This window comes from Streptomyces sp. NBC_01298, from assembly GCF_035978755.1.
In the GTDB taxonomy this organism is placed as follows: Bacteria; Actinomycetota; Actinomycetes; order Streptomycetales; family Streptomycetaceae; genus Streptomyces.
Genome location: NZ_CP108414.1, coordinates 57,332 through 70,443 on the forward strand (window position 1 = coordinate 57,332; position 13,112 = coordinate 70,443).

The following is a 13,112-nucleotide window of genomic DNA, read 5'->3' on the forward strand; positions in this document are numbered from 1 at the left end:
GATTAAGACGTCGGCTAAATGTCTACCTCGTGTGCCGTGCCGGGCGGTGGACTGATCGGCATGTTCCTGCCTCCCCCCGGGCCCCTGCGGGCCTATGCCGTCATGTCCTTCTTCGACTCGCTCGCCCGTGGCGTAATGCTCGCGGGCGGCGTCCTCTACTTCACCCGAGTCGTCGGCTTCGGCGCCGTTCAGGTCGGGGTGGGGCTCTCCGTCGCCACCCTCGTGGGGCTCTCGGCGTCGCTGCCCACCGGGGTGCTCGGCGACAGGATCGGTCACCGAAGGCTCCTCGTCGGCCTCCATGCGGCGCGGGCCGCGCTGCTCGCGGCGTATCTGCTCGTCGACTCGTTCCCCGTGTTTCTGCTGGTGGTCGGGCTCGCCGGGCTCGCGGAGAACGCCGTGGAGCCAGTGCGGCAGGGCTGCCTCGGCACCCTGACCACGCCCGGCAACCGGGTCGAGACCCTCGCGTACAACCGGGTTGTGCACAACGTCGGTATCAGCCTCGGCACCCCCGCCCTGGGTGCCGCGCTCGTCGCCGGGACCGCGTTCGCCTTCCGGCTGCTCATCACCTTCGGAGTGTTGGGCATCCTGATCGCCTGTGCGGCGGCGGCCCGGCTGCCCGATCGCCGTCCGGAGAAGTCGCCCGGCTGCAGCCTGATGACGGTCCTGCGCGACCGGCCCTACCTCGGACTCGCGCTCCTCAACGGGCTGCTGAGCCTGCACAGCGAACTCCTGGAGATCGCCGTGCCGCTGTGGGTCGCCGAGTACACCGGCGCGCCGGAGTGGACCGCGCCCCTGCTTCTCCTCGTCAACGTCTTCCTCGCCATCGGCTTCCAGATGCGGGCCGGGCGCGGCGTCACCGAGGTCGGCTCGGCGGCCCGCGCCATGCGGCGGGCGGGTCTGGCCGTGCTCGGCTGCGCCCTCGCGTTCGCGACGACCGGCTCACTGCCGTCGCCGCTCGCAGTGGCCGTACTCGTTGTCGCGGTCACCTTGCTGACGGCGGCGGAGCTGTTCCAGTCGGCGGGCTCCTGGTCGCTCTCGTACGAACTCGCCGCACCCGAACGGCTCGGCGAGTACCAAGGTGCCTGGAACGTCGGCACCCAACTCGGCCGCGCAGCCGGCCCGTTCGCCATCACCCTGGCCCTGAGTGGCCTCGGCGCGGCCGGCTGGGTAGTACTCGGTCTGACGTACGCGGCGGCCGCGACCCTCGCCCTTCCACTGGCCCGACGCGCGGCGGCGACCAGGCCCCGGGAGGCCGCGGTCCAAGAACGCGTCGCCGCCGAGCAGTTGGCTGGTGTCTAAGTGCCAACCTCCGAACTTCAGCATCAGAGTCAAGGGGTGAGCGGGCCGGCCAGGTTGGGAAGCGGTCTGGTTCGTCACTGTGGGTTCTTCAGCTCGGGGCTCTGTGTTCCTCGCGTGGCGCTGGGGGCGGGAGCGGGGAGTGTGAGCACGGCGGCCAGGCGTGCGATGGAGGCGATGTCTCCTTCGACCTGGACGTCTCCTTCGGTGATGGCGTCGGCCAGGGTGCGTCCTCCGTAGACGACGCGCGCGAGCGCGGAGGGCTGTGCGGTGATGACGGCGTCCGGGTCCTGCTGGTGACCTCGCTCGGCGTGCAGGATGCCGTCGGCGATGACGACCCGGAAGACCTCGGCGTTGATGTGGAGTTCGTATCGCCCTTGCACGCCCTGGGCGCGGCCGGGGTCGAAGTTGGTGCGCAGGCCGAGGATGAACGACGTGGCGCTCAGGTGGGCGGTGCGGTCGTGCTGGGGGGAGCGCAGGGCCCATCGGCCCAGTGCCCGTACGACCGGTTCGAGTTCCCGGCCCCAGGCGGTGAGTTCATAGGCCTCCGTAACTGCGGGCGCCGGCAGGCGCTGCTTGCGCACGAGGCCGGAGGCCTCCAGTTCGGTGAGGCGCTGGGCGAGCACGTTGGTGCTGATGCCGGGCAGGTCGGACCGCAGTTGGCCGTACCGCTTGGGGCCCAGTAGGAGTTCGCGAACCACCAGCAGTGCCCATCTCTCGCCGACGAGGTCGAGGGCGTGGCCCGTTCCGCATGCGTCGTTGTAGCTCCGTCGCGTTGCCATGCCGCCAGTCTACCCGAGTTACTTGCAAGTCAGAAGTGAATGCTTGTTTTTTGAAAGCACCATGGCTACCTTGATCACATCACCGACCGACAGCACGTTGCCCGACCGAGAACTGAGGAACCACAGATGCGTACGCTGATCAGCTCCGCCTTCATCTCCCTCGACGGCGTCGTGGAGGCCCCGGGCGGCGAGCCCGGCTACCGGAACTCCGGATGGACCTTCAAGGACATCGAGTTCCTCCCCGAGGCCTTCGAGATCAAGGGCCGGGAGCAGCAGGAGGCCGCCGCGATACTGCTGGGCCGGACCAGCTACGAGGCGTTCAGCCCCGTCTGGCCGGACATGGAGGACTTCGCCCAGTACAAGGAGATGCCGAAGTACGTCGTCTCCACCACCCTCACCGACGACGGCCTGGTGTCGAACTGGGGCGAGCAGACCATCCTGCGCTCGCTCGACGAGGTCGCCGCACTGAAGGAGACCGAGGGCGGCCCGATCATCGTCCACGGCAGCGCCACCCTGAACCGGAACCTCTCGGACGCCGGCCTGATCGACCGCTACCACCTGCTCGTTTTCCCGCTGCTGCTCGGTGCGGGCAAGCGCCTGTTCAGCGGCACGGACAAGGACACCCAGAAGCTGAAGCTGGTCGAGCACGAGGCGTACGCCAACGGTCTGCAGAAGCAGGTCTTCGACGTCGTCCGCTGATGCGGCGGGACCGCCCGGCGGTCCATGCAGGTCAGGCTGCCTGCGCCAGGCAGTCCGGGGTGATAGAGCAGAAGATCCGATCGTGTGAGAATCGCGCTGTGGAGTGCGACGTGTGCGGGCGTTTGATGTGGCAGTGGCGTTGGATCCGAACGAGTGGGCTGAGGAAATCTGCTCCTGCTCCTGCTCCTGGCGCTGCGCGGTGACCATGTGGGCGGCGAGTGGTTCTAGATCTCCCGTCCGCCGTATGCGCCCGTGGACCGTCGCTGGGAGACCGCGGTCGCGGAGGGGTTGCCTCCCGATCCTGCTCACGCCTTCGGTTTCTTCGAAAGGACGCTGTGCGGGATCGAGCTCCCGGGCATTGCTCCGTCCGACTACCTCTGGCTCCCGGAACGCCTGAACGCATGCGGTGCATGTAGGGAAACCGCAGTCGTCATCGATGAGCGTTGGCCGCGCGAACTGCGGGACGACCCCGCACGAATCAGCATCGCGAAGCGGCTGGCCACGTAGTCAGCACTCCCCGTTTGCGCCAGCCCCGCCTGGGGTCGGGCGTCGACCGGGGCCCGGCTGATGCTGTTGAGCTTGGGGGTGGCGGCGTCGAGGCTCACCTGGAGTCCCTCGACTTCTCCGAGCCAGCCGTTGCCGCGCGCTTCGCGGATGCGTTCGCGGAGGTTCTGGATGATCTCGATGAGGCGTGGCCGCAGGCGGGGGTCGATCTGAAGAACTGCGCAGCGGATGCAGGCTTCTCTGAACTGGCGATCGCTACTCGGGGCTCTGGGTAAACCGCTGGCAGCTGGGTCCCCGCCCGGGCAAAGATGCAGCCATGCGCTATGCCAACACCGACCCCGAGCTCATGGACCTGGTCCGACGATTCGTCACGCCCGGCCGACGGTACCTGCGGCTGGGTGGAAGCTCGCTGCGGTTGAGCGGGCCTGAGCGCGACTTGTTCATGAGAGAGCTGGTCAAGGCTGCCGGGGAGATCACTCCCGCTGAGCTCGGCGTCCTTTTCGAAGGCGGTTGGCGAGAGCGCAAGACTGCCTCCTGGCTGGTTGCTGTAGCCGGCAGGACCGATTTCCGCGGCCGCATCGGCGAACTCCTGCTGGCCAGCGAAGGCCCCGGCGGCGGGGCCCACTGCATCACTCTTGCCACCTTCGGCACCAGCGCGGACGCCGATCTAGTCTGCAGATACCTTGATCGCTGCTTGCCTCAACCCGACCGCGTCTACGACCAGATCGTCGCTCTCAGCACACTGCTTCACCTCGATGCCGTCCTTGGGACCGAGCGAGCAGCCCCATACCTTGCCGCCGGTGGCCTGTGGCAGCACTGGACCGACGCCACGCCGAACCTGTTGCGGGATCCGCAGACGTACCGGCAGGTCGTGGACCAGCTCTGTTCCTTCGCCAGCGAGTGCGCTGAACTCTTCGCCAGAATGGAAACCAGGCGCTGATCCTCCCGGCCTGACCGCTGGACGCCGACTGCTTCGGACTCCTCGGTAGAGTCTGGGCAATGACAGGAAACCAGGGCCGCTGGCCAAAGATCGACCAGGATGGTGGCATCGAGGACGTGACGCTGCTCATCCTGGAATGGCTGGGCGAGCAGGGCGTGAATGCCATGATCAGGGTGGATCCGGAGCGGGTGGCTGATAACGCGCCAGCGTGGACGTTCGCCGCCAGCGGAGGTCCCCTGGAGCACGGCATGCGCGCTGATGGGAGAACCGTGCGGCAGTGCATGTCCGCCGCCCTGGCCCGGCTGCGCGAAGCCGGGTTGTCTGTTCCGTTTTGATCTTCGTTCGCCACTTGCTTCGATCACGGCGTTGCTCTCCTGGCCTCTGTGGTGCCTGCCGGCTGGCGGACGCCCGGCATACCGAGTTCGACAGCGATCGACTGTCTCTTGACGAGTGCGTCGACCTGGGCGAGCTTGTCCTCAGCGCCGACAAGGCTGACCTTGAGTCCTCCGACCTCGCCGAGCCAGCCTTCGCGTTCGGCTTCGGCGATGCGGGCGATGAGGTTGTCGCAAATCTCCTCGATGCGGGAGCGTTGGTCCGGGTCCGGCCTGAGGAGTGCACATCTGACACAAGCATGCTCATGAACACACGGAGTGGAAAATGCGCGGCCGCAGGTGCCGATGGACACCTTGCGCTTCTCGAAGTGCGCGAGGAAGGCATCCCACTCCTCCTCGGTGGGAGTTCGGTATTCTTCGCTGGGCTGGGTGGACCGGCGGCGGGTGATGAACGCCCTGTGCGCCTCGATCGTCTCGGCCGGGTAGACGGCTAATGGTGGAGTCGGGTATTGGAACTGTCCGAATGCCTCTGCCTTCGACGCGCTTGGCATGGGTCCCCGGTGTGCCGGGGACCCATCTCAGGTCATGTCAGTGCGAGGGTCGATGGCCCAGTGGTTGGTTCGTAGGACTCGACCGGCGAAGGGCACGTCCTGCTCGCCCAAGAACCTGAAAACGAGGGAGCGGCAGATACCGTTTGACGGAGCGTTCTTTGTGGCCGGAAATACATGTATGAGCCCCCAGCGGCCGTCGTCGCGAGCCAGCTCAAGCAGCAGGCGGACGCCCTGCTTGGCGAGTCCTCGTCCCTGGAACTCCGGGAGTACCATCCAGCCGATCTCGGACATGCGCTCGGCATCGGTGTTGTGAGGCCACAAGGTCACGGTTCCCGCGACCAGTCCCGGCTCGGCTTCATCGGGCACGATCATTTTTGTCCAGTCCGTGCCCGCCGCCGCCCGTTGGACATCACGTCGGACCTTCGACTCCATGCCCTCGCGAGGCAACGGGCCGCCAAGCTCGACCATCATGGCCGGGTCGCATCGCATCCGAACGTAGGCGTCGACGTCGCCGTGCTCAACGTCACGTAGCAGCATCCGTGTTGCTCCTTTGTCTTCTGGTCTCATGCTTCTCCCGCAATCATTCCGCGAGGCTGTCGGATATGGACGTCATGGCTGGCGGTTGCTGACATCGGCTGCGTAGGCGGCCCAGTCGCCGGCTGATGCTTTCTGCCACTGGACGGCGACTTGGATGTGGATGCCGAGCACGCGGGCGAGGATGGCTGCGGGGAGCTCGGCGGCGAGGGTGAACAGTGCGGTGGAGCGGTCCTGCCGGGGCCGGATCCCGATCTTGTGGAGGCGCTGGGCGATCCGGTCGTCGCCGAGGGGGTGCCCGGGGCGGCCCCGGGGAGCAGCCAGGGGACGTCGTCGGGGGTTCCGATCTTGGCTTTGCCGCGTCGGGTCGCGACGAGTTCGCGGACGAGTGCGGCCAGCGGCTCGGGGAGAACGACCGGCGAGGTGCCGAACGTGATCGCGACGGTGTCGTCGTTGATGCGGACGTCGTCGACGGTGAGCTGGCTGATGGTGGCGATCTTCTGGGCGTAGAGGATCAGCAGCAGTCCGGCGACGCGGTCCGGGGTGGGCAGGGCGTCGTCGTGGAGGAGCCGTCGGGCGCCTGACCAGCGTTTCTCGCTGTCGATGGTGCTGAGGGGGCCCGTCCAGCGGGTAGTGCCGTAGGTGAGGCCGCGGGCGTGGCGGTGCTGTACCGACCAGCGGACGAAGTGGCCGGTCTCGTCCCGGTAGGTGGCATCGGCGCCTGAGGTCCATCGCTCCAGGTCAGGCTGGGTGCAGTCGCTGAGCGTCAGGCCGTTGCCGGCCAGCCAGTCGAGGAAGTTGGCCGCTGCGGTGACGTGGCAGCGGACGTTCAGGGCTTGGAGATGGGTGGTGTGTTCCTTGCCGAGGCGTCGTCGGAGTCGACGCAGGTGATGCCAGCTTGCGTATCCGTGCAGGATCCGGCGTTCGGTGGGGTCGGCGCGGGCCTGAACTGCCGCGGTGATCCAGCCCTCCAGCGCGACGAGGCGTTCGTCGCGGGCCGGCAGTGCTCCGGTGGCGACCATGACGCTGCGGAGATGTGCGAGAACCTTGCTCGCAGGCAACTCGTCGAGCGTTTCGTGCGTGACGGGTCGTTCGTCGCGGCCGATCTGCTGGAGCAGGATGCTGACCTTCGAGCCCGATAGCCAGAACATGGTGCTGGTGGGGCGTTCGGCTCCGGACAGTGCCTCGTAGAGGGGGACGAGGTCCTGCCGGATTGTGCCGGTGTTGCCGCCAAGGAGGTCGCGTACCAACTGGTCGAGCGTGCATCGCTGGCAGGAGCGGGTGCTGAGCTGCCATGTGGTGCGGCAGACCGGGCAGCGGCCCCAGAAGTCCGGGTCCGGGTTGGTGCACTTCGCGCACAAAGGCGCGTCCCAGGTGCCGCCGCGGACGTGGTCGACGGTGCCGCAGCTGCTGCATAGTGTCCACCGCAGCTGGCACCGGTTGCACCAGGGTTCGCCCGTGACCCGGGAAATCTCACAGACCGCTGTCCGTCCGCAGATGCTGCACTGGGTGGCGGTCCTGGGCCGGCAGTTGGCGCAACGGGGTCCGTCGGGAAGGCGGACGGCGACTTTCTGGCGGCGCCCGCAGCCGCGGCATTCCTCGAGGTTGACGGGGTCGCTGACGAGGCAGTTGGGGCAGAGCGGGTGCCCTTCGGCGTCCCGGGCGGTGGGCTCGCGGACGGCTCCGCAGCGGATGCAGGGCACGGCCGAGTTGCGGGCGAAGCAGTTGCGGCAGACCCGTTTGCCGTCCAGCAGCTTCGAGAGTGCCTTGACCTCCTGGCAGCGGAAGCAGGCCGGGTTGACCACCGTCGTGGCCCCGGCTTGGACGAGTTCGCTGATGAACCGCAGGACGGCGGGGGTCGGGGCGTCGTAGCCGGCGCCGGTCAGCAGGTCGGGCTGGGCGATGACCGCCCAGGCCAGGCGGCGCCGGCCAGCCGTTCGGACGGTGGCGCGTTCGAGGGCTGATCGAACAGTGTCGGTGGTCAGCACGGCATCGAGGGCGGTGACGAGTCTGGTGAGTTCGGCGAGTGGATCGCCGTTTGTGTCCGGGCACTTCGCGCAACGAGGGTCGCCGTGGCGGTCCCGGCTGACGACGCGCCGCTGCTGATGGCAGCCCGCGCAGACGGCTGGCTTGTCGAAGCAGGGCGAGCAGCCCCACCGGCCGCCGGTGCGGCTGCCCACGTAGGGCCGTCCGCAGCCGCACCCACCGCAGCGGGGAAGCGCGATGTCCTGGGCGCCGGCGTCGCGAAGGGCCATCAGCAACCGTGCGACGCAGAACGGTGCTGGAGGCCGTCCGGTCCGCAGCAGCGACGGATCGTCATGCAGGGCCTGGGCGAGGCGCCGACGACCGGCTCTCCCCGGCATCCCACCCCCCGACCGCGAACGGATCTTCGAACGCTTCACCCGCCTGGACAGCGCCCGCGCCCGCAACACCGGCGGCAGCGGTCTGGGCCTGGCCATCGCACGCGAAATCGCAGCCCGCCACGGCGGCACCCTGCACGCCGCCCCCACCCCGTCAGGAGCCCTCCTCATCGTCGAGCTCCCCCACCCACAGCGAGTCCGAGCTGCTTAACTCCGGCTCCCCATCCAGCGGGGCGGGGTGAGAGGGCCACGCCCAGTTTCAGGTCGGAGCCCTGTCATCGTCCGGACACAGGTGGCAGGACGGGGCGGCGTTCGCGGGCCGAAGGGGCCCAACGGAACTGCGGCCTCCCTGATCCGGACCTCCGCGGGTGCCCAGTGTCCACGCCGACCGAGTCGTCGAAGCATTCGCGAACCTGCGCCAACGACACGTCGTGCGCGAGCGCGCAGCCCGAGAACCAGACCGGCCTGCTCGCGCCCTCCGCGCGGCTGTGTCGGGCATTCGCCAGGTCCCGGGGCAGCGACCGCGTTCCATGGTGGGATCACCGGCTCCGCCCGCTACGAGCAGGACTGGGTCCAGATGGTCGAGACCAGGGTTTGTCCTCTTGGGGCGTGAGGGATGCATCGGCCGTGTTCTCGATGCCTGCGCCCTCGGGGAAGCTCGACAACGACCACATGGCCCCCCTCGCGAACGCCTGGCGCTCCGGCGCGAACTCCTGGACAGCCGCGCGGCGCAAGGAGTTCGCCAACGACCTGACCCGCCCCCAGCTCCTCGTCGCCGCGAAGCCCTACGAGCTGCTGCGCCGGGCCCTGGAGCGCAGCGGCAAGGTAGCGGTGGCCTGAGGCCCTGGCCGCCATCCCCGCGATCGTCAAGGAACGCGCGGCCGCTCTCCTGTGGGCCGCGCACCACCCCGGGCCGTTCCCCGCGCACCCCGCGAAGACCACCCGCGCACGTACCGAAGGAAGTCCCACAAGCCGCGGCCTTGGCGCCGTCGGCGCGGGCCACGGCCTCAAGGGACCGATTCGCCTCGGCGCCGCCCCCTGGCCACGAAGGTGCTGCAACACAGCCGTGGGGCAGGACCCGGCCCGGTCACGTCGTGCAGACGATCCGGCGGATCTCTGCGTCGAACTGCAGGAACGGGACGAACTCGGCCCAGGCGTTTTCCCTCAACCGGACGATCCCCGGATGCTTCTGCCCCCATTCCTCGCAGAATTCGAGGAACCGGCTGGTGGCCGCGTCTTCGGTCGGAGCGGTGTAGACCGGCTTCAGAGCTTTGGCGATCTTGTCCCATTCCTGGCGGCCCGCATAGCGGAACGACGCCCGCAGCAGGCCCGCCGAGGACTGCCCGGACACGACCGTCGTCTACGAGATCGCCCCGTAGGCCGCGGGACGGGACCCGCTTCCCGGACCAGCGTGCTCATCAGTACGCGCTCCACCGTCCGAAGCGAGCCATCAGCTTGCGTACCGCGTCCTCGTCGAGCCCGAGGTGGGTGGCGGCCTGCACGGTGTCGAGGTCGGCGGCGGTGCCGCGGGCCGCCCAGTAGCCGACCCGCTCGGCCACCATCTCGCGCCGGCGGTCCGACCGCGCTGCCGTAACCGGTTGCTGGACTCCTGTACAGCACTGGGGCAATCGCGCCGATAGAGAGCCTCAGATCCAAATATCCCTATTCAGTGGGCGTCCTGCGGAGTTCAGCTTGGTGGGGCGCGGCGGCGGTGGTGAAACAATTTGCCCAGAAGGTTTGCACTCTGGTCAGCCGCAGCTGATGATCTCCTGGGGCAGGAAACAAGAGGCGCAGCAAAGTTCGGGGTTCTCCCGGCTCGCCGCCTCCTATCCACTATCGCCTCTGCGGCGTGTGGCGGGGTTGGGTGGCGATGCACAGTTTCATGCCCTGAGATCCACGCACCGTGCGGCTGGCCCTGGCCGGGCCCTGGTGCCTACAACCGGACTCTCCGCTGTCTGCGGACGTCTCTCACTCGAAAGTCAGGACCAGTTGAAGAGGACTCTGCGCAGAGCAGTCTCCATAGCCACCGCGGCGTCCGCCGTCGCGGCCGGTCTCGGCGTCATGGCGGGCCCGGCAGCAGCAGTTGACGCCGCCCCCATCACCGGCCATCCCGGGGACGAAGTCGTGATGCCCGGCACCTTGTGGCAGAACGCGGTGGGGCTCGGCGTCAGGCGCGGCACGATGATCTACGCGTTCTCCACGAAGCCGCTCGACGGGCCGGTAGGGACGGCTGACGGACTGCCCGCCTCCTTCACCATGGAGCCCTATGGATGCGAGAAGGTCGACGGGGCGACCTCCGTCTACGCCTGCTCGGTGGAGGAGAGTGCCTTTCCGGGCCTCCTCATCAGCCGGAACACCGTCGACATGACGACGGTCTACGGGGGCTACGCCTACGTACCTGCCGGCGGGGACCTGAAGGCCGCCATAAAGGTGGCGCAGAGTGCCGGCACCCGCCCCGACGGTCCGACCGGCGGCTCGTCCAAGGTGACGGTGAAAACCCTGAAGCGGGCCGCCCGCAACACGGTCACCTTCCACACACCCGATGTCCCGGCCGGCAAGTCGGTCCGCCACCGCATCGACGTGCACGCTCTGGACGCGGGCTGGCGCAACCTCGTCTACCTGCCGGGCGCGGGTGCACCCGAGTGGGGATCCGGCTCGCTCGCCCAGCTGAGCGATCTGCGCACCAGCAAGGGCATGGCATGCACGCTCGACCCGGCCATCACCTGGCGCTGGGCGAACGCCACCTGCAACTACACCGCGGGCGAGCACTGGATCGAGTTCACCGTCACGGTACCCAAGGGCAGCGGCACGACTCCCCTCATCGTGGACAGCACCAGCAGCATCTATACCCGTGGGGGCGATGAGGGTTACAGGCGGGATGCGGCGTCCTTCAAGGTGGGCAGCGGGCCGCTGCGTCGGCTCAACGAGCTTCTCGCTCGCGACGGCAGCGGGCAGCTGTTCGGGTACAGCGCGAACCGGGAGGGCTCGCTGTCCACTGACAAGTACCTGATCGGCACCGGCTGGAACACCTACGACCAGCTCACCAAGCTGACCCCGGTCACCGAAGACCTCTTTTATCCGTCCGGCACCCCCGCCAGCGCGATGACAGGGAACGGCGAACTCGTCGGCCGTGACACCGCCGGAGTGCTCTGGCACTACCAGCGCCAGTTCTCCGGCAACGGACCGTACGCGCCCCGAACCCGGGTCGGCGGCGGCTGGAACATCTACAACCAGCTCATCGGCGCCGGTGACATCTACCGAGACGGGAAGCCCGACCTCCTGGCCCGCGACGCCGCGGGCGTGCTGTGGCTGTACAAGGGCTCCGGCAACCCGGACAGCCCCTTCCGCACCCGAACCCGGGTCGGCGGCGGCTGGAACGCCTACAACCAGCTCATCGGCGCCGCCGACATCACCGGCGACGGCCGCCCCGACCTCCTGGCCCGCGACGCGGCGGGCGTGCTGTGGCTCTACAAGGGCAATGACAACCCGACCGACCCGTTCGACGCCCGCACCCGCGTCGGCGGCGGCTGGAACATCTACAACCAGCTCAGCATCGTCGGCGACGTCACGGGCAACAACCGCGCCGACCTCGTCGCCCGCGACGCGGCGGGCGTGCTGTGGCTGTACAAGGGCAACGGAAAGTCGACCGCCCTGTTCGACGCCCGCACCCGCGTGAGCGCAGGCTGGAACACCTACAAGCGACTCCTCTGAGCACAACCCCAGGCACCAACTGCTACCGGCCTATGGAGCCTTGAAATGCGAACAGCCACAGCCCCCTCGGCCTGATGGCCGAGGGGGCTGTTCGCATTGGTAGCGGGGACAGGATTTAAACCTGCGACCGATCGGACTGTCTGCGGGCTGCTCCGATGCCGGCCACGACCGCGAGGACCGTCCCGGCGCCTGTAGACCTGGACACGGCGTGGCGCTACGAGTGGCACTGCGACCCGCTGACGTCCCCGTCGGCGTCTGTTCTGCGCTCACGAGCCGGGAATACCGCACGATTCGAATAACGCTCCCCGCCAGTTGAACAGACGACCTGGTCCGCTGCTCGGCGTGAGGCGTACGCCAACGACCAGGCCCGCCGGACACATTGATCGCGGTCTCCGCAGACAGCACAGGAGCGAAAGTGACAAGGAGCCGGCGGAATGGCTGCCGTCCGACGGGTCCTACCACCGCACGTACGCCGCGACCTGGGTCGGCACGAAGCTGAGATGGGACCTGGCAGCCGACGACGCCGAGGTACAGGCGCTCCTCGGACTCGCGGAGGACTGCCCTGAGACGACCGTCGTCTACGAGAGCGCCCTGTAGAGCATCGCCGTTCCGTGGTCCGTGCCCGCGGTCCGCGTGGTCGGCATGCGTGGGCAGGGTGGTCCGGGCATGCTGGCCGGTGGAGCCTGCCCGGGTCCTCCGTCGCACGTCGGTCCGGGCGGGGGCCGCCAACCCTCCCGCCGGGTGGCCCGTTCGGGTCAGCGGTAGGGGCTCCAACGGCCGAAGCGGGCCATCAGCTTGCGTGCCGCATCCTCGTTGAGGCCGAGATGCGCTGCGGCCTGCGCGGTGTCCAGGTCAGCGGCGGTGTCGCGGGCCGCCCAGTAGCCGACGCGCTCGGCAACGATCTCCAGGTGGCGGGCCGCCCGTACTCCTGCGACCGGGGAAGTCTTCGTCAGCCTGGCGATCTCCGCCTCCAGTCGCTCCAGCAGCGTGGTGACGGTCTCGGGCAGGGGGACGGTCGTCGTCTCGACCTCGGTGGTGTGTCCGTCCCAGTCGCGTTCGCCGGCGTCCGCCTGTTCGCTCCCGCCGTCCTCCAGGTCCTGGTCACCGATCGCCTCCCAGTCCAGGCGGTGTTCGGGGCCCGTCCAGCCGCAGGAGCACACCGCGCGCAGCGCGGCCGCTTTCGGTGTGTGGGGCCAGTGGCCGTCGTAGACGCTCCACTGCGAGACCGGGTCCCCTCCCCCGCCCGAGCCGGCGTCGAAGTACACCGGAGGTGGCACGGTGCCGTCGGCAAGGACAGCCTCGACCGCGCCCGTGTGGGAGGTGCCGAACTCCTCGGTTGTCCAGGTCTCGCGCCTACTCACCATCGCCCGTCCCCTCCCTGCCCCGTGTTCAGGCGGCCCGCG

At 68.6% G+C, this 13,112-nt stretch carries 12 protein-coding genes and 3 pseudogenes; 8 read left to right on the forward strand and 7 right to left on the reverse strand.

Annotated elements, in window-relative coordinates:
* The first annotated feature begins 60 nt into the window (after positions 1-60).
* A complete protein-coding gene (locus OG730_RS00300; protein WP_327302161.1) occupies positions 61-1,299 on the forward strand; it encodes an MFS transporter in 1,239 nt (412 codons plus the stop codon).
* Between the two features lie 74 nt (positions 1,300-1,373).
* On the opposite strand, the gene OG730_RS00305 is transcribed toward OG730_RS00300, so the two are convergent.
* Positions 1,374-2,078, reverse strand: a complete 705-nt coding sequence (locus OG730_RS00305) for a winged helix-turn-helix transcriptional regulator (protein WP_327302162.1) — start codon at positions 2,076-2,078, stop codon at positions 1,374-1,376.
* A gap of 126 nt (positions 2,079-2,204) precedes the next feature.
* Between OG730_RS00305 and OG730_RS00310 the strand changes: the two genes are divergently transcribed.
* The 3 genes from OG730_RS00310 to OG730_RS00320 all read left to right on the forward strand — a co-directional run bounded on the left by OG730_RS00310 (position 2,205) and on the right by OG730_RS00320 (position 4,556).
* Complete coding sequence (locus OG730_RS00310) at positions 2,205-2,777, forward strand: dihydrofolate reductase family protein (protein ID WP_327302163.1); 573 nt, start codon at positions 2,205-2,207, stop codon at positions 2,775-2,777.
* 820 nt (positions 2,778-3,597) lie between these two features.
* The gene (locus OG730_RS00315) at positions 3,598-4,221 is read left to right on the forward strand and encodes a DUF6000 family protein (protein ID WP_327302164.1); all 624 of its coding nucleotides are present in this window, start codon (positions 3,598-3,600) and stop codon (positions 4,219-4,221) included.
* A 59-nt stretch (positions 4,222-4,280) separates the two neighbouring features.
* Entirely contained in the window at positions 4,281-4,556 is a 276-nt protein-coding gene (locus OG730_RS00320; RefSeq protein WP_327302165.1) for a hypothetical protein, read from the forward strand.
* 23 nt (positions 4,557-4,579) lie between these two features.
* Here the strand turns inward: OG730_RS00320 and OG730_RS00325 are convergent, their stop codons facing one another.
* Genes OG730_RS00325 through OG730_RS00335 form a run of 3 tightly spaced genes read right to left on the reverse strand, consistent with a single transcriptional unit; the run spans position 4,580 to position 7,893 of the window.
* Positions 4,580-5,104, reverse strand: a complete 525-nt coding sequence (locus OG730_RS00325) for an integrase (RefSeq protein ID WP_327302166.1) — start codon at positions 5,102-5,104, stop codon at positions 4,580-4,582.
* Positions 5,105-5,131: 27 nt separating this feature from the next.
* Positions 5,132-5,641: a GNAT family N-acetyltransferase gene (locus tag OG730_RS00330; protein ID WP_327302167.1), complete on the reverse strand. Its 510-nt coding sequence runs from the start codon at positions 5,639-5,641 to the stop codon at positions 5,132-5,134.
* A 26-nt stretch (positions 5,642-5,667) separates the two neighbouring features.
* On the reverse strand, positions 5,668-7,893 hold the full coding sequence (locus OG730_RS00335; protein WP_327309623.1) for a site-specific integrase: 2,226 nt from the start codon (positions 7,891-7,893) through the stop codon (positions 5,668-5,670).
* Between the two features lie 106 nt (positions 7,894-7,999).
* Between OG730_RS00335 and OG730_RS00340 the strand changes: the two are divergent.
* Both OG730_RS00340 and OG730_RS00345 read left to right on the forward strand, forming a co-directional pair.
* Positions 8,000-8,209: pseudogene (locus OG730_RS00340) on the forward strand (ATP-binding protein); the annotation flags it as partial.
* Between the two features lie 446 nt (positions 8,210-8,655).
* Positions 8,656-8,769, forward strand: a pseudogene (locus OG730_RS00345) (HNH endonuclease); the annotation flags it as partial.
* A 319-nt stretch (positions 8,770-9,088) separates the two neighbouring features.
* Here the strand turns inward: OG730_RS00345 and OG730_RS00350 are convergent.
* A pseudogene (locus OG730_RS00350) lies at positions 9,089-9,325 on the reverse strand (transposase); the annotation flags it as partial.
* A gap of 91 nt (positions 9,326-9,416) precedes the next feature.
* Positions 9,417-9,560, reverse strand: coding sequence for a hypothetical protein (locus tag OG730_RS00355; RefSeq protein ID WP_327302168.1), 144 nt, complete (start codon positions 9,558-9,560; stop codon positions 9,417-9,419).
* 427 nt (positions 9,561-9,987) lie between these two features.
* Here OG730_RS00355 and OG730_RS00360 point away from each other — a divergent pair, with 427 nt between their 5' ends.
* Together OG730_RS00360 and OG730_RS00365 are read left to right on the forward strand one after the other, a co-directional pair.
* Positions 9,988-11,709: an FG-GAP repeat domain-containing protein gene (locus OG730_RS00360; RefSeq protein ID WP_327302169.1), complete on the forward strand. Its 1,722-nt coding sequence runs from the start codon at positions 9,988-9,990 to the stop codon at positions 11,707-11,709.
* Positions 11,710-12,051: 342 nt separating this feature from the next.
* The gene (locus OG730_RS00365; RefSeq protein ID WP_327302170.1) at positions 12,052-12,306 is read left to right on the forward strand and encodes a hypothetical protein; all 255 of its coding nucleotides are present in this window, start codon (positions 12,052-12,054) and stop codon (positions 12,304-12,306) included.
* A gap of 158 nt (positions 12,307-12,464) precedes the next feature.
* On the opposite strand, the gene OG730_RS00370 is transcribed toward OG730_RS00365, so the two are convergent.
* Positions 12,465-13,073, reverse strand: a complete 609-nt coding sequence (locus tag OG730_RS00370; protein WP_327302171.1) for a hypothetical protein — start codon at positions 13,071-13,073, stop codon at positions 12,465-12,467.
* Between the last annotated feature and the right edge of the window lie 39 nt (positions 13,074-13,112).

Coding starts and splice junctions, on each gene's coding strand:
- OG730_RS00310 (WP_327302163.1), top strand. CDS start 2,205: ATGCGTACGCTGATCAGCTCCGCCTTCATCTCCCTCGACGGCGTCGTG.
- OG730_RS00330 (WP_327302167.1), bottom strand. CDS start 5,641: ATGCTGCTACGTGACGTTGAGCACGGCGACGTCGACGCCTACGTTCGG.
- OG730_RS00370 (WP_327302171.1), bottom strand. CDS start 13,073: ATGGTGAGTAGGCGCGAGACCTGGACAACCGAGGAGTTCGGCACCTCC.
- OG730_RS00335 (WP_327309623.1), bottom strand. CDS start 7,893: ATGGCCCTTCGCGACGCCGGCGCCCAGGACATCGCGCTTCCCCGCTGC.
- OG730_RS00305 (WP_327302162.1), bottom strand. CDS start 2,078: ATGGCAACGCGACGGAGCTACAACGACGCATGCGGAACGGGCCACGCC.
- OG730_RS00315 (WP_327302164.1), top strand. CDS start 3,598: ATGCGCTATGCCAACACCGACCCCGAGCTCATGGACCTGGTCCGACGA.
- OG730_RS00300 (WP_327302161.1), top strand. CDS start 61: ATGTTCCTGCCTCCCCCCGGGCCCCTGCGGGCCTATGCCGTCATGTCC.
- OG730_RS00355 (WP_327302168.1), bottom strand. CDS start 9,560: ATGGTGGCCGAGCGGGTCGGCTACTGGGCGGCCCGCGGCACCGCCGCC.
- OG730_RS00325 (WP_327302166.1), bottom strand. CDS start 5,104: ATGCCAAGCGCGTCGAAGGCAGAGGCATTCGGACAGTTCCAATACCCG.
- OG730_RS00320 (WP_327302165.1), top strand. CDS start 4,281: ATGACAGGAAACCAGGGCCGCTGGCCAAAGATCGACCAGGATGGTGGC.